The organism is Micromonospora sp. HM134 (assembly GCF_007833915.1).
Classification (GTDB): domain Bacteria; phylum Actinomycetota; class Actinomycetes; order Mycobacteriales; family Micromonosporaceae; genus Micromonospora; species Micromonospora wenchangensis.
Map to the genome: position 1 here is coordinate 7,176,104 of NZ_CP041061.1, position 20,051 is coordinate 7,196,154.

The window sequence follows — 20,051 nt, forward strand, 5'->3', positions numbered from 1 at the left end:
TCCAGTACAGCGAAGAAAAAATTCCCCGGGAACTTTCTGTTGGCATGCCGACCCCGGCGCGCTCCTACCGGTGTCATCGCACCGCCGACACCGGGAGACACCCATGAACACGACACGCTCCGCGACCCACCGGACCGGCACACGCCGGTACCTGACCACCGTAGTGGTGGCGGCGCTCGCCGCCGGACTCGTCGCCGGCACGGACGCCAGCGCCGCCCCGGCACCGGGCGGCCCGACCGGGCGGGTCGACGCCACCAACGCCGAGCCGCTGGCCTTCCGGGTCGACCCGGGCCTGGCCGCGCCCCGGCTACGGCTCGACCCGGTCGGTCGGACCGGCACCGACCGGGAGGTCGGCGTGGTGGCCGGGCCGGACGGCTCACCCGCCGGCCTGGTCCTCGACGAGGTGATGGTGCGGACCGCCGACCAGGCCGAACTGGACGCCTTCCTGGCCCGCTGGGGTGGCCAGGTGCTCGACTCGTTCGCCCCGGACGCCGAGGGGCAGGACCATCTGGTCCGGGTGGACGTCGGCAAGGCCGACCCGGCCGGGCTGGTCGCCGACCTGCTCGCCGCCGAGCCGCGGCAGTCCGGCGGTTACCGGGTCGGCGACGAGCGGGCGTTGCGCCTGCTCGCGCTGGCCGCCGCCGAGTGGCGGACGGGCACCGAACTGGTCCTCGACTGGCTGGTGGAGCCGTCCGGAATCGCCGACGGGCAGGTCTTCGAGGCCCCGGACATCGGCAAGAACGTCTTCGACTGGTCGTTCATGCGGGCCGGTGGCGCGCTGGACGTCGGGGTCGCGCCGGCCTGGCAGCTGCTGGACAGCAAGGGCCGACTGACCAAGCAGGTGAAGTACCTGGTGCAGGACGGCGGGTTCCAGTTCAACGCCGACTTCCCGAGCAAGGTCACCCTGCACAAGGCGGAGTGGGGCGAGACCAACACCAACGACTGCACCGGCGGCACGCCCTGCCCGTGGCACGCCACCGACGTGGTGCTCGCCGGGATGGGCCGGGTCGACAACGACTACGGCACCGCCGGACCTGCCGGGCCGGTGGTGCAGGAACTGGTCGCCGTCCGCAACGGCATCGACTACTGGACGGTCCTGCGGCGGCTGGAGAAGGCCGCCGAGGCGACCCACCCGGACGTGGTCAACCTCAGCTTCACCCGGGACGTGAACCTCGGCGTCAGCCACGCCCGCACCTGGACCGACCGGCGGATGAAGCACGTCCGGGACACCGGGGCGCTGATCGTCGCCGCCGCCGGGAACAACGGCACGAACGTCGACGGCGACACCCTCTGGGTGCCCTGCGAGAGCACCCACGTGATGTGCGTGGGCGGGATGAACCAGGACGCGACCGTGTCCGGCGGGTCGAACTGGGGCACCAAGGACCTCACCACGTCGGTGGAGATCTACGGTCCGATGTGTGTGCCGGGGCTGACCGACCCGGGTACGCCGGCGGTCAACACCACGAAGACCACCTGCGGCACGAGTGTCGCCGCGCCGTTCGTGGGCGGGGTGGCCGCCCTGGTGATGGCCGCCGACCCGACGCTGACCTCCGAGCAGGTCCGGAAGATCCTCAACGACACCGCACACGTCGGCGGGCTGGGCGGCAAGGTGACCGGCAGCCAGCGCCGGATCGACGCGCTGGCCGCCGTCGCCGGGGCGTTGGGCGTGACCGTCGGCAAGCCGGCGGTGAGCATCAGCACCCCGAAGACCAAGCAGAAGTTCGCGGTGGGCCAGTCGGTCGACCTGTGGGGCACCGCGACCGACTTCCTGGGCAAGGAACTGCCGCTCACCTGGACCAGCAGCATCGACGGTGAGCTGGCGACCGGGTCGCAGACGTTCGTGCCGTCGCTGTCCGCCGGCAGTCACGTCGTCACCGCCAGCGCCACCGACAGTCTGGGGCGTACCGGCTCGGCGTCGGTGACGGTCACGGTGGTGGACAGCCCGACGAAGGTGGCCATCATCTCGCCGCCGGCGGGGCTGACCCTCGTCGCGGGGCAGTCGGTCGGGCTGCTCGGCACCTCGAACGACCCGGACGAGTTCGGGCCGGTGCCCGACGCCCAGGTGACCTGGACGGTGCGCCGGGGCGACACGGTCGTCCTGGAGAAGACCGGCCACCAGGCGGTGCTGCCGGCGAACGCGGTCACGCCGGGGGCGTACACGGTGACGTTCGCGACGGCCGGGTCCAGCGTGCAGCGCGCCTTCTCGGTCACCTCGGCCCCGGCCGGGCAGTCCCGGCCGACCGCCACGATCACCAAGCCGGCCACGGCGCTGGACCTGACCACGGTCGAGGCCGGGCCGAAGTCCGTCGCGTTCGCCGGGACCGGCACCGACGCCGAGGACGGCACGGTCGCGGGGACCCGCTTCCGGTGGACCGCGTACGGCGACGGTGGCGTCAAGCAGGTGCTGTGCCAGGGCGGCGGGGTGCCCACCGGCGAGCCGGTCGACGACAAGGGAACGCCGAAGAACTGCGCCTCGTTCACCGCGGCGCTGGCCCAGTTGACCAGCGGGACCGCCACCACCACCTGGTCGGTGTGGCTGGAGGTCTTCGACGCGACGGGACTGGTCGGCACGGACTCCGTGCCGGTCCGCATCCAGCACCTCGTCGGCTGACCGACCCGTACCGGCGGGGGCCGGGCACCACCCGGCTCCCGCCCCCGATCCGAACCTGACCGGGGACCGGCCGGTTCCCGGACCGTACGCACTCAAGGAGAGAACATCATGCGTGGACAAACGTGGACGCGTCGGACGGTCGCCCTGGGCGGTGCGCTGCTGAGCACGGTCGTGCTCGGTCAGCTCGCGCTCAGCGGGCCGGTGGCGGCGGTGCCCGGCCTGTCGATCCGGACGACGGTCGGACCGAGCAACAGCGTCGCCAAGTCGCAGAGCGCGGTCTGCCCGGCCGGCACCACGGTCATCGGCGGCGGTGGGGCGATCACCGGGTCGGGCCTCGGCCAGGTGGGCATGGACATCGTGCAGCCGCTGGCCGACGCCGGCCTGTACTCGGTGACCGGGCGCGAGGACCCGGACGGTGTGGCCGGGAACTGGGCGGTCACCGCCACCGCGCTGTGCGCCACGCCGCCCGCGGGTCTGGAGGTGGTGACCGGACACTCGGTGATCAACTCGGTGAACCCGAAGTTCCTGGAGGTGTTCTGCCCGGTGGGGAAGCGGGCGATCGGTGGTGGGGGCGCGGCGCTGGCCCTCGGTTCGGGGGCGAGCGACGTGCTGCTGGAGGATCTGCGGGTCAACCAGAGCAGCGTGACGGTGGCGGGCGTCGAGGCCGGCAACGCGTTCGCCGGCAACTGGTCGCTGGACGTCTCGGTGGTCTGCGTCGACCCGCTCGCCGGTGACCAGCGGGTGATCGTGGACAGCGTGGCCAGTTCGACGGCCACCCGGTCGGCCACCGCGACCTGCCCGGCGGGCAAGCGGGTGCACGGGGTGGGCGGCGAGATCGTCGGCGGTGAGGGGCAGGTACGCCTGACCGGGATGCGGCCCACCTCGTCGACCACGGTGACCGTCAGCGCCGCCGAGGACGGGGACGGTTTCAGCGGCACGTGGAAGGTACGCGCGTACGCAGTCTGCGCGAACTGAGCGGTCCGGCCGTCGGGCGACGGCCACCCGCGGCCCGTGCCGATCCGTCGGTGCGGGCCGTGGGGCCGGTCGCCGTCGGGCGGGGTGAACGCCGGCTCAGGGTTGTGTCGACCTCCACCGATGGGTAACGTCACGAATCGGTGCGACTACTCACAGTCATGGCAGGAGTGTCCACATGACACAGACCACGGAAACCGAACTGCCCCACTGGCCGCCGGTCAACCCGGTCCGCAGCCCGTTCGCCCTGATCGACGACGCCGAACGGCAGCCCCTCGCCGACCGGGCGGTGACCCGGGTGCAGCTTCCCACCGGCGCCACCGCCTGGCTGGTCACCCGGCACACCGAGGTACGTCAGCTGCTGCGCCACCCGGCGTTCAGCTCCGATCTGCTCCGCCCCGGCTTTCCCCTGCTCCGCCCGCTGCCCCCCGAGGTGACGTCGGACTCCCAGGGGGCGTTCATCCGGATGGACGGTGAGGCGCACCTGCGGCTGCGCCGGATGCTCACCGCCGAATTCATGATCAAGAATGTCCGCCGGATCGAGCCGCTGATCCACCAGACCGTCGCCGAGGCCCTGGCCGACCTGGCCGCCGCCGGTTCCCCGGCCGACCTGGTGTCGACGTTCGCCCTGCCCCTGCCGTCCAAGGTGATCTGTCACCTGCTCGGCGTCCCCTACGCCGACCACGACTTCTTCCAGTCCCGCAGCCGGCTGCTGCTCAACCGTCAGGTGCCCGTCGAGCAGCTCCAGAATGCCGCCCAGGAGCTACGGGACTACCTCCGGTCGCTGATCGACGCCAAGCGGGCCCGCCCCGACGACGCGGACGACCTGCTCAGCCGGTTGATCCGGGAACGCGTCGAGCCGGGCGAACTCGGCGTCGACGAACTCGGCGGGATGGCCCTGCTGCTGCTCATCGCCGGTCACGAGACCACCGCCAACATGCTCGGGCTGAGCGTCCTGCTGCTGACCCGCCACCGGGAACAGTGGGCGATCCTGCGCGAGCGGCCCGACGTCGCCCCGGGGCTGGTCGACGAGCTGCTGCGCTACCTCAGCATCGTCCGGACCGGGCTGTTCCGGGTGGCCACCGAGGACGTCGAGATCGGCGACCGGCTGATCCGCGCCGGTGAGGGCGCCATCGCCCTGCTCTCCCTGGCCAACCGGGACCCCGGGGTCTTCGACGACCCCGACGGGTTCGACCCGTACCGGCAGGCCCACCAGCACCTGGCCTTCGGGTTCGGGATGCACCAGTGCATCGGGCAGCCCCTCGCCCGCGCCGAACTGCGCGTCGCGCTGGTGGAGCTGGCCCGCCGCTTCCCCGACCTGCGGGTGGCCGTCGACCCGCAGGAGCTGAGCACCCGGGACAACTCGGTCGTGTTCGGCCTCGACGCCCTCCCGGTGACCTGGTGACGCCGGGAGGGCGGCAGGCGTCCGGGGAGACGACGTCGCGGGTGGCCGTCGACCGGGACCGCTGCTGCGGGGCCGGCAACTGCGTGCTGACCGCCCCCGAGGTCTTCGACCAGGACGACACCGACGGGCTGGTGCTGCTGCGCGACCCGACGCCGGGGGTCGCGCTGCGGGACCGCGTCCGGCGGGCCGCCGACCTCTGCCCGGCCGGCGCGATCCGGATCGACTGACCCCGGCGGGCGTCGGGCGGGGTGCCACCCCGTCCGACGCCCGCCGGGACGCGGCGCTCAGGGCAGGAGTTCGACGTACCCGTCGGTGCCGTGCACGCGGATGCGCTGCCCGTCACGGATCAACCGGGTGGCGTCGACGACCCCGACGACGGCCGGCAGGCCGTACTCCCGGGCGATCACCGCGCCGTGCGTCATCAGGCCGCCGACCTCCGTCACCAGGGCGGTGGCGGCGACGAACAGCGGCGTCCAACTGGGATCGGTGTACATGGTGACGAGGATGTCGCCCGGCGCGAGATCGGCCCGTGCCACGTCCCGGACGACCCGGGCCCGACCCTCGACGGTCCCGGCGGAGACCGCCAGGCCGACCAGCGCGCCGGCCGGCACGTCGTCCCGCCGGTACGCCCCGGCCACGATCTCGCCCTCCGAGGTGAGCACCCGGGGCGGGGTGAGCGCCCGGTACGACAGGTGCTCCGCCATCCGTCGGCGGACGAGCCCGTCGTCGACCCGGTGGGTACGGACGACCTCGTCGAGTTCGGGGAGCGTGAGGTACCAGATGTCCTCCCGGTCGCGCAGCACACCGGCCGCCACCAGCCGGTCCGCCTCGCCCAGCAGGGCCTGCTTGTAGGCGAAGGTGCGGGTGACCATGCCGTACTTCGGGTACTCCCGGTAGCCGACGAACATCCGGGCCCGGTCGATCATCCGTTTGGTCCGTTCGGCCTTGTCCGCGCCGCCGTCGGGCAGGGCCCGCAGCCGTTGCAGCACCTCCCGTTCCTTGTCCCGCGCCGTCCGCAGGCCCTGCGCGAAGTGCCGCCCGCCGGCCCCCGGCGCGAAGTTCCTGATGTTGCCAAGGATCAGCGGCACCAGAATGGCGGGACGTTCCCGCCAGCGGGGCCGGGTGATGTCGATCTCGCCGATTCCCCGCATGCCGTACCGGTCGAGCCAGGACCCGATGGCCGCGCACGCCTGTGGGCCACCGGCGTACCGTCGCAGCCCGACCAGCAGGTCGTCGCCCGGGTCGTCGCCCTCGGCGACCCGGTGCAGGAAGGCCACGACCTCCGGGTACGGCCGGATCGCGTCGGCGACGTCCAGCAGGGCCAGGCCCATCTCCGAGGTGACGTTGTGCGGGACGGCCTGGGTGAGCGGGTCGGCGGCGTTCCGCTCACCGAGCCACTCCTGAAGGTGCTCGTTGAGCCACCAGACCGCCTCCATCCCGGCCATGATGACCGGGATGCTCCTCGGATCGATCATCATCCGGGTCAGCCGGGGGAAGTCGGTCCGGATGAAGTCGAGCAGCGCCGGCCCGGACTTCGTCCGGATCTCGCGGCGGAGGGCCGCGTTGGCGTCGTCGATCTGGGCGATCAACTCGGTGACCAGCGCGGGATCGGTCTCGACGGGCGGGGCCGCCGACCCGGCCGGCGGCCCGGCGGGCTTCCCGTCCGGCACCTCTGCGACGAAGTCACCGCGCTCGACGACGGTCCGCAACGCGTCCCCGATCAGCGGGTCGGATCTGCCCAGGGCCGCCAGTAGGCCGACGCGGCCGGTCGGCGACGCCAGCTCGGGCGTCACGTCGGCGAACAACCGGCCGGCGGCCTCGTACATGGGCCGGGCGGCGATCAGCTGGTACATCGAGTACCCGAGGGGCTTCATCGGGTCGGTCATCATCTGCTGGTGGCCCACGGAGACGTAGACGTGGTTGCCGGTGTCGTCGGCCACCGGGACGGGGAACAGCGTGGTGACCGGTCGGGTCTGGACGATCTGGAAGTCGTCGTCGACCAGGCACCACTCCACGTCCTGCGGCTGGCCGAAGTGCGCCTCGATCCGCCGACCCAACCGCACCAGCCGGACGACCTGCGGGTCGGTCAGCGCCGGCTGGTCCTGCCGCTGCGGGTCGATCGCCACCACCCGCGTCCCGCCGGTCGTCGTGGTCCGCACGGCGTGGCGTTTGGCGGCGATCGTCCGGGCGACGACGCGGTCGTCGCGGACCCGGAAGACGTCCGCGTCGACCAGCCCGGAGATCAGGGCCTCGCCGAGGCCGAACCCGGCCTCCACGAAGGAGACCCGCCGGTTGCCGGTGACGGGATCGGCGGTGAACAGGACGCCCGCCGCCCCGGCGGGGACCATCCGCTGGACGACCACCGCCATCGCGACCCTGCGGTGGTCGATGCCGTTGCGCTGGCGGTAGGTGACGGCCCGTGCGGTGAACAGCGAACCCCAGCACCGGCTGATCTGCCGCAGGACCGCGGTCGGGCCGACCACGTTGAGGTAGCTGTCCTGCTGCCCCGCGAAGGAGGCGGTCGGCAGGTCCTCCGCCGTCGCGCTGGACCGGACGGCGTAGCCGCCGTGCTCGCCGAGCGCTTCGAGGGCACGGGTGATCTCCGTCGCGACGTCGTCGGGAACGGTGACGTCCTCGATGGTCCGGCGGAGCTGCGCGCTGAGGGTGCCGATCGCCGCCCGGTCGGTGGGGGCCAGCCGGGCCAGTCGATCGAGTTGCCCGTCGAGTCCCGGCGCCAGCGCGGTGACCCGCCGGAAGGCGTCCGTCGTCACGCAGAAGCCCGCCGGCACCCGGATCCCGTCGAGCCGGGTCAGCCCACCGAGGTGGGCGCCCTTGCCGCCGACCAGGTTCCGCTGCGTCGGGTCGACCTCCCGCAGCCCCCGTACGTACCGCCCGCTCATCGGAAGAACCCCGGGACGGTCGGGCCCGGCCGCAGGACGGCGGCAGGGCGGGTCACCGGCCCCGAATATGTCGTCGGGTACGTGGACATCATTTCGCCTTCCGCTGGTGATGAGGCCGCCGGCGCATCGTCGTGATGCATTTCCGCAGGTGGCGACCACGGCTGACGATTCTGCGGGGTGACCCGGGTCTTGCGGCAAGTCCCCCCGTCCGCTATATGTTGGGAGAGCAGGAAATGGTGCGCGCGCGGAAATGGTGAACGCGCCCGGCGAAAACGTTTCCACCGGGTCGCCTGTCGATATCGGGGGCCGGGGCGATCGGTCTCGGGGCGCGATGCGACGCGACACGCCGGTGACCGGGGTGTCGATCTCAGCCGGTCAGTGCGCCGACGTCCAGCCCTGCGCGCGCAGCCGTTCGATGCCGTCCAGCAGCAGGTCCAGCGCGAACTCGAACTCGAACTGGTCGTCGCAGCCCGCCCCGACGACGGAGCCGGTGTCGTGCGCGGCGGCGGTGGCGATCTCCGCGACGTGCGGGAACCGGGCCGCGACCTCCGGCGGCAGGGGCGCGGGGGGCGTCGGGGCGGTCGGTCCGGTCCGGCCGGCCTGCCGGGAGGCGTCGAACAGTTCCTGGCTGAAGCCCAGGATGCGGCTGCCCAGGGCGTGCATGACGTGGTGGGTGAGGTCGGCGGAGAGCCCGCCGGCCCGCAGCGCCCCGATCATCGAGTCGAGGTAGTCGAGGACGGCCGGCGTCGCCATGCTCCGCGACTCGATGGCCAGCGACGCCCAGGGGTGCCGGCGCAGCACCCGCCGGGCCGAGAGGACCCGCCGACGGATCGCGGGTTGCCAGCCGACGCCCGGGGTGAGCGGCTCGATCTCGCCGACCACCACGTCGATCATGCCGTCGAGCAGTTCGTCCTTGTTGGCCACGTGCTTGTAGAGGGCCATCGGCACGACGCCCAACTCCTGGGCGAGGTTGCGCATGCTGAGCGACTCGATCCCGGCCCCGTCGGCCAGCGTGACGGCGGCGCGCAGGATGCGGTCCCTGTTCAGCGGCGTCCGGCGCAGCGTCTCAGCCTGCTCGGCCATCTCGGTTCCCGTCCTCGGTCGGCGAGGGAAACCATAACCGCATTGACAGGTGTACGGCGTACACCTACCGTGGAGACACGGTGGTGTACGCCGTACACTTTTGAGGAGGAGCCATGAAGGCGATCGTGCAGGACCGGTACGGGCCGCCGGAGACGTTGACCCTCGCCGACGTCGACGTGCCGGTGCCCGCCGCCGACGAGGTGCTCGTCCGGGTCGAGGCCGCCGCGCTCAACGCGTACGACTGGCACGTGATGCGGGGCGACCCACGGATGGCGCGGCTGGCCCTGGGCCCGGCGCGGCCCCGGGCCCGGATCCGGGGGCGTGACTTCGCCGGCCGGGTCGAGGCCGTCGGCGTCGACGTGCGGGACCGGCGTCCGGGCGACGCCGTCTTCGGCGACCTCGGCGACGCCAACGGCGCGTTCGCCGAGTACGTGTGCGTGCCCGCCGCCCTGGTCGCGCCGAGGCCGGCGAACCTGACCGCGCCGCAGGCGGCGGCCCTGCCGCTGGCCGGGGTCACCGCGCTACAGGGGCTGCGCGACGCGGCCCGGGTCGCGCCCGGCCAGCGGGTGCTGGTCAACGGCGCCTCCGGCGGCGTCGGCACCCTGGCCGTCCAGCTCGCCAGGGCGCTCGGCGCGACGGTCACCGGGGTGTGCAGCACCCGCAACGTCGACCTGGTCCGCTCCCTCGGCTGCGACCACGTCGTCGACTACACCCGGGCGGACTTCACCCGGGGCGGCCGGCACGACGTGGTGTTCGACCTGGTCGGCAACCGTTCCCTCAGCGCGCTGCGGCGGGCCCTGACCCCGACCGGGACGCTGGTGCTCTCCGGCGGCGGGGTGTACCGGGGCGGCAGCCTGCTCGGGCCGGTCCGGCTCCTCGCCCGGGGGCGACTGCTGGCCCCCTTCGTCCGACAGCGCATCGTCGTCCTGACGGCGACCCCCGGCCGGGAACACCTCGACGCGCTGCGCGCGTACGCCGAGGCCGGCCAGCTCACCCCGGCCATCGACCGGACGTATCCGTTGTCCGAGGTGCCCCGCGCCATCGCCTACCTCGAAGGTGAACACGCCCGCGCGAAGGTGGTCGTCACCCTCTGACCGCCGCCGCGGTCGATCCGGCCCGGTCCCCGATTCCCCGGTCAAGTGCGCCCGGCTCAGAGTTTCGTCAGTGTCACCTGTCAATCAGCTGGCAATCGTGAAAGCGCTTCGATTTCCCGCTCCGGCACTGTCGGTGAGCGACGAATCTCATTTAGCATCGTCGATGCCAAGCCTCGTTCACCCGCCGTTCACCTTGCCGACGGCCGGCCGTCGAGGCGTCCGCACCGCGCCCGGGCCCAGCGCACCCCTCCGCCCGCACCGAGGAACAGGACCCCCATGACAGCCACCGCACGCCGTACCGCCGTCCTGGCCGGCCTCACCGCCACCCTGCTGGCCGGCCCGCTCGCCGTCGCCGCCGTCGCCGCCGCGACCGCCACCATCACCCTCAACGGCTCCAGCGCGAGCGTCACCGGCAGCAACGTCACCGTCGCCGGCAGCGCCGTCACCATCACCGCGCCCGGCTCCTACGAGATCAGGGGCACCCTGAACAACGGCTACGTCAGGGTCGACACCGCCGTCACCGGCACCGTGGAACTCATCCTCGCCGGCGCCTCGATCACCAACGCCACCTCCTCGCCGCTGTACGTGACGAACGCCAGCGCGGTCACCCTCACGCTGGCCGCCGGCACCAGCAACAACCTCACCGACGCGGCGACGTACACCAACGCCGGCGAGCCGGACGCCGCCCTGTTCAGCGCCGCCGACCTGACCATCGGCGGCACCGGCGCGCTGACCGTACGCGCCAACTACGCCGACGGCATCGTCAGCAAGGACGACCTGGTCATCCAGTCCGGCACCATCACCGTCAACGCGGTCGACGACGCGATCCGGGGCAAGGACTCGCTCACCGTCAACGGCGGCACGATCGCCGTGACCTCGTCCGGCGGCGACGGGCTCAAGTCCAACGACACCGAGGCCGGCAAGGGCGTGCTCACCATCACCAACGGCACGATCACGGCCTCGGTCGCCGACGACGCCATCAAGGGTGAGAACGACCTGAACATCTCCGGCGGAACCATCAACGTCACCCGGTCCTACGAGGCGTTGGAAGGGCTCCGGACCACCATCAGCGGCGGCAACATCACTGTCGTGGCCAGCGACGACGCGGTCAACGCCGCCGAGGAGGGCCTCGGTCACATGGAGCCGTCCGCGATCGCGTTCATCAAGGTCACCGGCGGCACGGTGGTGGCCACCGGCGGCACGGACGGCTTCGACTCCAACGGGTCGCTCACCTTCGCCGGGGGCACCGTGGTGGCCCGGGGCTCCAGCACCCGGGGCGGGGGCGAGGGCGCGATCGACGCCGACGGCCCGATCGCCTTCACCGGCGGCACGGTGGTGGGCGCGGCGCTGACCTCGCTGGCCGTGTTCCAGGCGGTGCCGAACACCGGCCAGGGCTGGGTGGCTCCCCGGTTCAACGCCAACCTGGCCGCCAACACCATCGTGCACGTGGTGTCCGGCAGCACGGTGCTGGGCTCGTACCGGACCTCGGCCACCGTCCGGGAGGTCGTCTTCTCGTCCAACCGGATCACCAACGGCCAGCGGTACGACATCTACACCGGCGGCAGCGTGACCGGCACCAACGTCGGCGGTCTCTACACCGGCGGCAGCATCACCGGGGCCACCCGGGTGCTGACCGGCGTCACCGCCGGCCGGTACGGGCGCTTCTGACCCCCGGGCCCTGCGGTCCGGGACCGGCCGGTCCCGGACCGCGCCGGCGGGGTCGACGGTGTCCGCCGTCGGCCCCGCCGCCGCACCACTGCCAGATCCGATGCCCCACCGCCGGACGCCGGACACGGCAACGGCCGGCGGACACCCCAAGGAGCAAATATGTCGCGCTTGGTCCTGGCCGGAATGGACCTGGTCGCCGTGGTCCTGCTCGTCTTCGCGCTGTACTTCCCGCGCCACCGACGGCGGGATCTGGTGGTGGCCTACCTCGGCGTCAACGTCGGCGTCTTCGCCGTGGCCAGCTCACTCAGCAGCAGCACCGTCGGCGCCGGGCTCGGGCTGGGACTCTTCGGAGTGCTGTCGATCATTCGGCTCCGCTCCACGGAACTCGACCAGCACGAGGTGGCGTACTACTTCTCGGCGCTCGCGCTCGGCATCCTCGGCCCGCTCTCCGGCACCTCGGTCTGGATGGTCGGCGCGCTGACGGCGCTGATCCTCGCCGTGATGTTCGTCGGGGACCATCCCCGGCTGCTGCGCCGGTACCGGCGGCACATCATCGTGCTGGACAGCGCGGTCACCGACTCGGTCGCCCTCACCGCACACCTGGAGCAGCTGCTCGGCGCACGGGTGCACAACGTCAACGTCGAGCGGGTCGACCTGGTCAACGACACCACGGTGGTGGACGTCCGCTACTCGCGGCCGAGGGCCACCGCCACCGGCGGGCGGCGGCCGGTCGACGCGGGTGCCGTACGGTGACCGCCGCCGACCCGCCCACCGGGGCGCTGGCCCAGCTCACGCCGATCGGGCTCGCGGACCTGACCGAGCGCGCCGCGCTACAGACCCGGTTCGACCGCAAGTACCTCCTGCCGCTCGCCGAGCTGCCGCACCTGCTCGCCCGGCTCGACCACACCGACCAGGTGCTGGAGATCGACGGCAGGCGCGCCTTCCGCTACGAGTCGATCTACTTCGACACCGCCGACCTGGTCAGCTTCCGGCTCACCGCCCGTCGACGCCGCCGCCGCTTCAAGATCAGGACGCGGACCTACCTCGACTCCGGCCTGTGCTGGCTGGAGGTGAAGACGGAGGGCACCCGGGGCGGCACGGTCAAGGAGCGGCTGCCCTACCGCCCCGACGACAGCGGCACCCTCACCCCCGGCCGGACGTTCGTCGACGGGGTGCTCGCGGCGCTGCGCACCGACCCCGCCCTGGCCTTCGTGCCGACCCTCACCACCAGCTACCTGCGCAGCACGCTCTACCTGCCGGCGACCGCCAGCCGGGCGACAATCGACGTCGCGCTGCGCTGGGAGGACCATCGCGGCCGTCGGCTGGCGCTGCCCGACCTGGCGATCATCGAGACCAAGACCGGCTCCACCGCCTCCCACGTCGACCGGCTGCTCTGGCGGCAGGGTCACCGCCCGGTGGCCATCTCCAAGTACGCGACCGGACTGGCCGCGCTCGACCCCGCCCTGCCCGCCGGACGCTGGCGGCGCACCCTGCGCCGGCACTTCCACGCCGTGTCCCCCGGGGCGGCGGGGCAGGGGACGCCTCACCCGGTCGGCGTCGGAGGGGACCCCGCCGCAGGCCCCGGTGGCAGCCGTAACGCGTATCCGACGCCCCGGACGGTGTGAATCAGCGGCGGGTCCCAGCGGTCGATCTTCCTCCGCAGGCAGTGGACGTACGACTCGACGATCCGGCCGTCGCCGCCGAAGCGGTAGTGCCACACCCCGTCGAGGATCTGCGCCTTGCTGACCACCCGGCCCGCGTTGACGAGCAGGAACCGCAGCAGATTGAACTCGGTGGGCGACAGCGGCACCAGGTGCCCGCCCCGGTGCACCTCGTGCGCGTCCTCGTCCAGTTCCAGGTCGGCGAAGCGCAGCAGCCCGCCGTCGCGCGCATCCTGGTCGGCCCGGCACCGCCGCAGGACCGCCCGCACCCGGAGCACCAGTTCCTCCAGGCTGAACGGCTTGGTGACGTAGTCGTCGGCCCCGGCGGCCAGCCCGGCGATGCGGTCGGCCACCTCGTCGCGGGCGGTGAGGAACAGCACCGGCACCCCCGGGCCGGGACCGGCGCGCAGGCTCCGCGCCACCTGGATGCCGTCCACGTCCGGCAGCATCACGTCGAGCACCACCAGGTGCGGGTCGAAGTCGGCCGCCACGACCAGCGCCTCCCGGCCGCCCGCGGCCACCCGGACCTCGAAGTCGTGCATCCCCAACGTCGCCGAGAGCAGGACGCGCAGCGCGGGATCGTCGTCCACGACGAGCACCCGGGGCATCGGAGAGATCACGTACCGTTCGTACGGGACATGATGGACAGTGGCCTCGCAGTCGGCTGTGGATCGGCTGTCAAAATCCCGGCCGCCGACGATCGCCTCCCCGGCGGCGGTGCCGTCGGCGGGGTCACCGGCCGCCACTGCCGCCCACCCGACGTGGCGTCGGGTGGGCGGCAGTGGCGGTCAGGGGCTGGTGCAGGTCGGCGACGGGCTGGTCGGCGTGCCGGTGCCGAGGAAGCCGAAGGTCGTCGAGGTGCCGGGGGCGAGCGTGCCGTTGTAGGCGACGTTGCGCACGGTCGCGGTCGTGCCGCTGGTGCTCAGCGTGCCGTTCCAGACCTGGCTGATGCTCTGGCCACCGCCCAGCTGCCAGCGGGCGGTCCAGCCGTTGACGGCGGTGCTGCCGGCGGTCACCGTGACCTCGCCCTGGAAGCCACCGGACCACGAGCCGACCGTGCGGTACGTCGCGGTGCAGGCGGTGCCGGCGGGCGGGGTCGTCGGCGGTGGGGTGGTGGGCGGTGGGGTGGTGGGCGGTGGGGTGGTGGGCGGTGGGGTGGTGGGCGGTGGGGTGGTGGGCGGTGGGGTGGTGGGCGGTGGGGTCGTGGGGGGCGGAGTGGTGGGGGGCGGGGTGGTGGTGGGGGGCGTCGTCGGGCCGCCCGGGGGCACCAGGGGGCAGGTGGAGCTGTAGCGGGAGACGCCGGTGCTGTCCGCCAGCGGGCAGAGGAACTGCGTGTAGCGGGTGTCGTTGTCCAGGAAGATCTTGAGCCAGGGGATCAGCAGCCGCATCTCGGTCGGGTTCGACCGGGTGAACGACAGGTGGTCGTTGCCGGCCAGCTCCGCCCAGGCGTGCTCCACCCCGGCCGGCAGCGTGTTGTAGATGCCCTGCACGTAGGACGGGGTGACGGTGCCGTCGTTCTGACCCGACAGGAGCAGGGTCGGGACCTGGGTGGTGGACATGTTCAGGTTGTTGCCCGGCGTACCGGGGGCGAGGCCGACCGCGGTCTTCAGCGACGGCCGCCGCAGCGCGGCCAGCAGGGTGCCGGCCCCACCCGCGGAGTGGCCCATCACGCTGAGCCGGTTCGGGTCCACCCGGGTGCGCACCGGGCTGGTCCGGGTGAGGTAGTCCAGCGCCGCGAGCAACTGGGTGGCCCGCGCGTCGGCGCCGTCGGTGCGGCTGTTGGTCTCGATCCCGAGCACCACGAACCCGAAGGACGCCAGCCAGGGGCCCATCCAGGCCTCCTCGTTGGCGAACAGGGCCGAGTACCCGGGCACGATCGCCACCGCACCCCAGGTGCCCAGGCTGGTGTCGGTCGGGTAGTAGACGAACCCGCCGTTGAAGCCGTTGCCCGCCGGCACGGTCGCCTGCGTGGTGGCGAACGGCCCCCGGGTGGCGGCGACGCTAGCCGGGGTCGGATCGGGACCCCGCTGGTACGGGTTGTCCGCCGCAGCCGCGTCCCGGGGCGTGGCCGACACCGCCAGCCCGAGAACCACCGCGAGCCCGGCGGTCAGCCAGCGGACGGCCCGGCTCCGGCCTACGGACCGTGTCCGGTGTGCGGCCCCCCGGGCCGGGTCTTGCGCTGTTGACAGGCTCACTTCTGGATTCTCCTTGCCTCGGGCAGGTCGGCGCGGGTCACCGCCGGCTCCACTGCTGGTTGGCCTGGCCGTTGCAGGTCCACAGGACGAGCTTCGTGCCGTTGGCGGTGGCCCCGCCGTTGGCGTCGAGGCAGAGGCCGGACTGCACGCCGGTGATGGTGCCGTTGGCGTTGACGTTCCACTGCTGGTTCGTTCCGCCGTGGCAGTCGTACGTGGTGACCTGGGTGCCCGGGGTGGTGCCGTAGCCGGCGGCGTCCAGGCACTTGCTGCCGAGCGCGGTCAACGCCCGGCCGGAGGTGTACGTCCACTGCTGGTTGGTGCCGCCGTGGCAGTCCCAGAGCTGCACCTGGAGCCCGTTGGTGGTGGCGGAACCGGGCACGTCGACGCACCGGCCCGACGGGGTGCCCACGATGGTGGTGGTCTGTCCGCCGCTGTTGCCCGGGTTGCCGATGCTGCCGGGCACCGACTGCATCGCGCTGTACCAGCGGGCGGCCATCTTGTCGTAGCCGCCGGAGGTGGGGTGGATGCCGTCGATCAGGTCGGCGGTGGTGAGTGCGCTGTGCATGTCGACCAGGTGGACCCGCTTGCCGGCGTTCACCTTGCTCGACACGATGCCGGGGATCGCCGCGTTGAAGGTCCGGACGGCGGCCTCCTGGTTGCTGTTGGACAGCGGGATGAGCTGCGCGACGAACACCTCGGCGGTGGGCACGGTGGTGGTGATCCGGTCGATCAGGGTGGAGAGCCGGTTCGGCGCGGTGCCCACGTTGTAGTTCTGGAGGATGTCGTTGGTGCCGATGTGCAGCAGCACGGTCTGCGGCCGTTGGCTGTTCAGCCAGCCGACGATGTTGGCGTCGATCTGGTCGATGCGCCAGCCGGGGTGCCCCTCGTGGTCGTGGTCACCGAGGCTGCCCGGCCCGTTGAACTGCGACCCGGTGAAGTCGATCGTGTACCGGCCGGCGGCCAGGCGCTGCCAGAGCCCGATCCGGTAGCCGCCCGGCACCTGGGTGCCCTCGGTGATGGAGTCGCCGAGCGGCATCACCCGTACCCCGCCGTTGGATTCGGCGTGGGCGGGGCCGGTCGGTGTCACCACCCCGGCGGTCATGACGCCGAGTACGGCGAGCGCCGCGAGCCATCGTGCCCTCGTTCGCATGGACTTTCTCCCCTGGTTCGGTGGAGCTGGCCGGGAACGTGGCCGGTCGGCCGCCATGGTGGTCTGGCGACACGTCCGGGCGGGCCGGCCGGCGGGTACGGCGACCTGCGGCCACCCGGACCCACCGTCACGCCGGTCGCCGCTTCGGCACCACCACGCCCTCGGCACTGGGACGGTTTGTGAGCGTTAACAACGACCATTGTAAATTCTTGTCGCCGACCTGGTCCACACCCGGCACCCGCCCCCGGCTGGGCCGGGGGCGGGTGCCGGGGAACCGGGCTACCGGCCCAGGGTCACCTTGAGGATCCGCTCGTTGCTGTTGTTGGGGATGCTGTCCTTGTCACCGCCGGTGCTCGTGGTCAGCCACAGGTTCCCGTCGAGGGTCGGCTCGACGGTGCGCAGCCGGCTGTACGTGCCGACGAAGAACTGCTGCACGTCGGTGAGGGTGTTCCCGCTGATCACCGCCCGGTACATCCGGTTGCCCCGCAGGCAGCCGAGGTAGAGCACGTCCCGCACGATGGCCAGGCCGCTGCACGACGCCTCGGCCACCGGATAGGTGCGTACGGGGGCGACGAAGCTCGGGTCGGAGCAGGCCCCCACCGTGCCCTCGCAGGCCGGCCACCCGTAGTTGCCGCCCCGGACGATGATGTTGGTCTCGTCCATGACGTTGTTACCGAACTCCTGCTCGAAGAGCCGGCCCCGGGAGTCGAACGCCAGCCCCTGCGGGTTGCGGTGCCCGTAGCTCCACACGGCGTTGCCGAACGGGTTGTCCGACGGCACGGTGCCGTCGGGGCGGATGCGCAGCACCTTGCCGCCCAGGTCGTTGACGTCCTGGGCGCGGTCCGGGCTCTGCCCGTCGCCGGTGGCGGCGTAGAGCATCCCGTCGGGGCCGAAACGCAGCCGCCCGCCGTTGTGGTATTTGTTGCGCGGGATGCCGGTGACCAGCACCTGCACCGTGCCCGTCTGCAACGTGCCGTCGTAGCGGATGCGGACGATCCGGTTGTCGGTCGTGGTGGTGTGGTAGATGTACAGCCACCGGTCCGTGGTGAAGCTCGACGACACGGCCAGCCCGAGCACCCCGCCCTCGCCGTTGGTGCCGGCCACGTTGGGCACCGTGCCGATGCTGCGCTTGTTGCTGCCGTCCGGGTTCATCGCGACCACGTCGAACAGGTCGCGCCGGCCGTAGAGCACCGTGCCGTCGGGCAGTTGCACCAGCCCCCACGGCAGGTCCCGTTCGGTGGTGACCACCGTCGTGCCGCAGACCGCGCTGGTGCAGGCCGACCCGGTGCGCACGGTCACCGCGCTGCTCGCCGTCGAGGCGTTGCCCTGCGCGTCCCGGGCGACGACCGTGTACCGGTACTCGGTGCCGGCGGTCAGCCCGGTGTCGGTGAACGAGGTCGCCGGCGGGTTGGCGGCCGTGCCGGTGACCGAGCCGACCGTCACCCCGCCGCGCAGGACGTCGTACCGGGTGACCGCCACGTTGTCGGTGGACGCCGTCCAGGTCAGGGTCACGTCGGTGCCGTTGGCGGTGGCGGCGAGGTTGGTCGGGGTGGTGGGCCGCTGGGTGTCCGACTGGCAGAACGGCGGCGTCACGGTGAGCGTGGCACTGGCCTGCGACACGTTGCCGGCGGCGTCCCGGGCGTTGACGTACCACCCCCAGGTGACGCCCTGCGCGACGGTGAGGGTGGCGGTGAGCGTGCCGCCGGCGACCGAGGTGACCAGTTGGCCGTCGTGGTAGACGTCGTAGTACGCGACGCCGACGTCGTCCCGGGCGGCGGACCAGGCGAGCGTGACGGACTGGCAGGTCAGCCGGGTGCTGCGCAGGTTGGTCGGCGGGGTGGGCGGCCGGGTGTCGGCGGCGGCCCGGGCGACCGCCCTCCCGGCCGGCGCGGTCGGCGGGCCGGCGGTGACGGGCGCGCCGGCCAGGACGGTACAGGCGCTGGTCAGCAGCGCGAGGCCGGCGAGGCGGCGGGGATGACGAAGACTGATTCGCACGCGATAGGTCCCTTTCTGGAAGCCTGGTGGGTCAGTACGGGTAGCCGGGCACGTTGAGCCGCACGCTGTACAGGCCGGAGTCGTTCGTCCGGCCCGAGGTGACGTAGAGGGTGCGCCGGTCGGACCCGCCGAACGCCACGTTGGTGGTGCCGCTGGAGCCGGACCGGATCGTGCCGAGCTGACTGCCCGTGGGCGAGTAGACGTGCACGAGCCCGTCACCGCCCGAAGCCCAGTACACGTTGCCGGCGCAGTCGATCGTGCCGCCGTCCGGGCCGCCGACGTAGTTGACAAACACGCTGCGGGCGCCGGTGCTGCCGTCGGGCTGGACGACGTACTTGTAGATCTTGTTCTCGCCGTAGGCACCGACGTAGAGGGTGCCGCCGTCCGGGGAGAGCGCGATGCCGTTGGGCTGGCGCAGCGTGTCGTCGACCAGCGAGACCTGGCCGTTGGACACACGGAAGACGCTGGTCCGCCCGCTCATCTGGTCGGGGCGGTTGCCCCGCTGGAAGTTGGGGTCGGTGAAGTAGACGACGCCGTCGGAGCGGACCGCCACGTCGTTCGGCGAGTTGAACGCCCGGCCCTGGTAGTTGCCGGCGACGACCCCCCGGGCCAGGTTGTCGAGCCGGTACGTCGAGACGCTGCGCTGGTCGTGCGTGGCGGCGACGAGCTGCTGACCGTCGGGGGTGAGCGCGAGCCCGTTGCTGCCGGCGTTGCCGAGGAACGTGTCGAAGGTGGCCGGCGGGGTGAACCGCCGGATCGTCGACGGTTGGACGTTCTCCGCCCCGGTCGGCGCGGCCATGTCGGAGAAGAGCAGGTAGCCCCGGTCGGCGATCCAGACGGGCCCCTCCAGGAACGCGAAGCCGCCACGGATCTTCGTGGCCGTGACCGAGGTCGACGGCAACGGCGGGCCGTAGCCGGTGCCGGACGGGCAGACGCCGGGTGGCGCACCGGGCGGGCCGGCCAGGGTGGCGGGCTGCCCGGCCGACGGTGCGGCCCGCAGGGACGGCGCGGGCGCGGTGCCGGGGCCCGCCGGGACGGCGGCGGGCAGGGCGAGCAGGAGGCTGGCCAGCGCGGTGGCGGCCGGGTGCAGGACCATCGGGAACTCCGATCGGCGAACGGACCCGCCGGGGTCGGCGGTCGCGGGGTGGCACCGGAACTGATCTACCGGTATCGATGCATCATGGGGCAGCATAAATTAGGAACCACCGCACCGCATGGGTGACGATCCGCCGATCCCGGCAATGATCCGGATTTCTTACTAAGATGCTGGTCAATGTAGTCGGATTACCGGACACCACCCGGACGCCGACCGCCGAC

Annotated in this window: 15 protein-coding genes; 8 read left to right on the forward strand and 7 right to left on the reverse strand. The window is 72.5% G+C overall.

Features of this window, described 5'->3' with window-relative positions; all coding sequences use genetic code 11:
* Positions 1–103: 103 nt before the first annotated feature.
* The 4 genes from FJK98_RS31270 (at position 104) to FJK98_RS31285 (ending at position 5,215) form a co-directional block, all read left to right on the forward strand.
* Positions 104–2,611 carry a S8/S53 family peptidase gene (locus FJK98_RS31270; protein WP_145922217.1) on the forward strand — a complete coding sequence of 836 codons (2,508 nt, stop codon included), beginning with the start codon at positions 104–106 and terminating at the stop codon, positions 2,609–2,611.
* Between the two features lie 108 nt (positions 2,612–2,719).
* A complete protein-coding gene (locus FJK98_RS31275; protein ID WP_145922218.1) occupies positions 2,720–3,586 on the forward strand; it encodes a hypothetical protein in 867 nt (288 codons plus the stop codon).
* Between the two features lie 175 nt (positions 3,587–3,761).
* The gene (locus FJK98_RS31280) at positions 3,762–4,988 is read left to right on the forward strand and encodes a cytochrome P450 (RefSeq protein ID WP_145922219.1); all 1,227 of its coding nucleotides are present in this window, start codon (positions 3,762–3,764) and stop codon (positions 4,986–4,988) included.
* Positions 4,985–5,215 (forward strand): ferredoxin, encoded by a 231-nt coding sequence (locus FJK98_RS31285; protein ID WP_145922220.1) that lies wholly within the window; start codon positions 4,985–4,987, stop codon positions 5,213–5,215. The genes FJK98_RS31280 and FJK98_RS31285 overlap by 4 nt, the downstream gene beginning before the upstream one ends.
* Before the next feature lie 57 nt (positions 5,216–5,272).
* Here the strand turns inward: FJK98_RS31285 and rph are convergent, their stop codons facing one another.
* Positions 5,273–7,888, reverse strand: coding sequence for a rifamycin-inactivating phosphotransferase (gene rph / locus FJK98_RS31290; protein WP_145922221.1), 2,616 nt, complete (start codon positions 7,886–7,888; stop codon positions 5,273–5,275).
* A gap of 375 nt (positions 7,889–8,263) precedes the next feature.
* Positions 8,264–8,971: a TetR/AcrR family transcriptional regulator gene (locus FJK98_RS31295; RefSeq protein ID WP_145922222.1), complete on the reverse strand. Its 708-nt coding sequence runs from the start codon at positions 8,969–8,971 to the stop codon at positions 8,264–8,266.
* Between the two features lie 113 nt (positions 8,972–9,084).
* Between FJK98_RS31295 and FJK98_RS31300 the strand changes: the two genes are divergently transcribed.
* The 4 genes from FJK98_RS31300 (at position 9,085) to FJK98_RS31315 (ending at position 13,358) form a co-directional block, all read left to right on the forward strand.
* Positions 9,085–10,065, forward strand: a complete 981-nt coding sequence (locus FJK98_RS31300; protein WP_145922223.1) for an NAD(P)-dependent alcohol dehydrogenase — start codon at positions 9,085–9,087, stop codon at positions 10,063–10,065.
* A 276-nt stretch (positions 10,066–10,341) separates the two neighbouring features.
* Positions 10,342–11,733: a carbohydrate-binding domain-containing protein gene (locus FJK98_RS31305; RefSeq protein ID WP_145922224.1), complete on the forward strand. Its 1,392-nt coding sequence runs from the start codon at positions 10,342–10,344 to the stop codon at positions 11,731–11,733.
* 159 nt (positions 11,734–11,892) lie between these two features.
* Complete coding sequence (locus FJK98_RS31310; protein ID WP_145922225.1) at positions 11,893–12,486, forward strand: DUF4956 domain-containing protein; 594 nt, start codon at positions 11,893–11,895, stop codon at positions 12,484–12,486.
* Positions 12,483–13,358, forward strand: coding sequence for a polyphosphate polymerase domain-containing protein (locus tag FJK98_RS31315; protein WP_145922226.1), 876 nt, complete (start codon positions 12,483–12,485; stop codon positions 13,356–13,358). Before FJK98_RS31310 ends, FJK98_RS31315 begins: the two co-directional genes overlap by 4 nt.
* Here the strand turns inward: FJK98_RS31315 and FJK98_RS31320 are convergent.
* The 5 genes from FJK98_RS31320 to FJK98_RS31340 all read right to left on the reverse strand — a co-directional run bounded on the left by FJK98_RS31320 (position 13,277) and on the right by FJK98_RS31340 (position 19,830).
* Positions 13,277–14,002, reverse strand: coding sequence for a response regulator transcription factor (locus tag FJK98_RS31320; RefSeq protein WP_145923092.1), 726 nt, complete (start codon positions 14,000–14,002; stop codon positions 13,277–13,279). The two genes, FJK98_RS31315 and FJK98_RS31320, sit on opposite strands and share 82 nt — an antisense overlap.
* A 180-nt stretch (positions 14,003–14,182) precedes the next feature.
* On the reverse strand, positions 14,183–15,487 hold the full coding sequence (locus tag FJK98_RS31325; RefSeq protein WP_370516953.1) for a cellulose binding domain-containing protein: 1,305 nt from the start codon (positions 15,485–15,487) through the stop codon (positions 14,183–14,185).
* Between the two features lie 139 nt (positions 15,488–15,626).
* Complete coding sequence (locus FJK98_RS31330) at positions 15,627–16,739, reverse strand: ricin-type beta-trefoil lectin domain protein (protein WP_145922227.1); 1,113 nt, start codon at positions 16,737–16,739, stop codon at positions 15,627–15,629.
* Between the two features lie 279 nt (positions 16,740–17,018).
* Positions 17,019–18,734, reverse strand: a complete 1,716-nt coding sequence (locus FJK98_RS31335) for a PQQ-dependent sugar dehydrogenase (RefSeq protein WP_145922228.1) — start codon at positions 18,732–18,734, stop codon at positions 17,019–17,021.
* Positions 18,735–18,765: 31 nt separating this feature from the next.
* Entirely contained in the window at positions 18,766–19,830 is a 1,065-nt protein-coding gene (locus FJK98_RS31340) for an SMP-30/gluconolactonase/LRE family protein (RefSeq protein WP_145922229.1), read from the reverse strand.
* Positions 19,831–20,051: the final 221 nt, after the last annotated feature.

Bases quoted from the DNA above. Each gene is read 5' to 3' on its own strand.
- FJK98_RS31270 (WP_145922217.1), top strand. From the start codon at position 104: ATGAACACGACACGCTCCGCGACCCACCGGACCGGCACACGCCGGTAC.
- FJK98_RS31295 (WP_145922222.1), bottom strand. From the start codon at position 8,971: ATGGCCGAGCAGGCTGAGACGCTGCGCCGGACGCCGCTGAACAGGGAC.
- FJK98_RS31305 (WP_145922224.1), top strand. From the start codon at position 10,342: ATGACAGCCACCGCACGCCGTACCGCCGTCCTGGCCGGCCTCACCGCC.
- FJK98_RS31340 (WP_145922229.1), bottom strand. From the start codon at position 19,830: ATGGTCCTGCACCCGGCCGCCACCGCGCTGGCCAGCCTCCTGCTCGCC.
- FJK98_RS31320 (WP_145923092.1), bottom strand. From the start codon at position 14,002: ATGCCCCGGGTGCTCGTCGTGGACGACGATCCCGCGCTGCGCGTCCTG.
- rph (WP_145922221.1), bottom strand. From the start codon at position 7,888: ATGAGCGGGCGGTACGTACGGGGGCTGCGGGAGGTCGACCCGACGCAG.
- FJK98_RS31310 (WP_145922225.1), top strand. From the start codon at position 11,893: ATGTCGCGCTTGGTCCTGGCCGGAATGGACCTGGTCGCCGTGGTCCTG.
- FJK98_RS31280 (WP_145922219.1), top strand. From the start codon at position 3,762: ATGACACAGACCACGGAAACCGAACTGCCCCACTGGCCGCCGGTCAAC.
- FJK98_RS31330 (WP_145922227.1), bottom strand. From the start codon at position 16,739: ATGCGAACGAGGGCACGATGGCTCGCGGCGCTCGCCGTACTCGGCGTC.
- FJK98_RS31275 (WP_145922218.1), top strand. From the start codon at position 2,720: ATGCGTGGACAAACGTGGACGCGTCGGACGGTCGCCCTGGGCGGTGCG.
- FJK98_RS31300 (WP_145922223.1), top strand. From the start codon at position 9,085: ATGAAGGCGATCGTGCAGGACCGGTACGGGCCGCCGGAGACGTTGACC.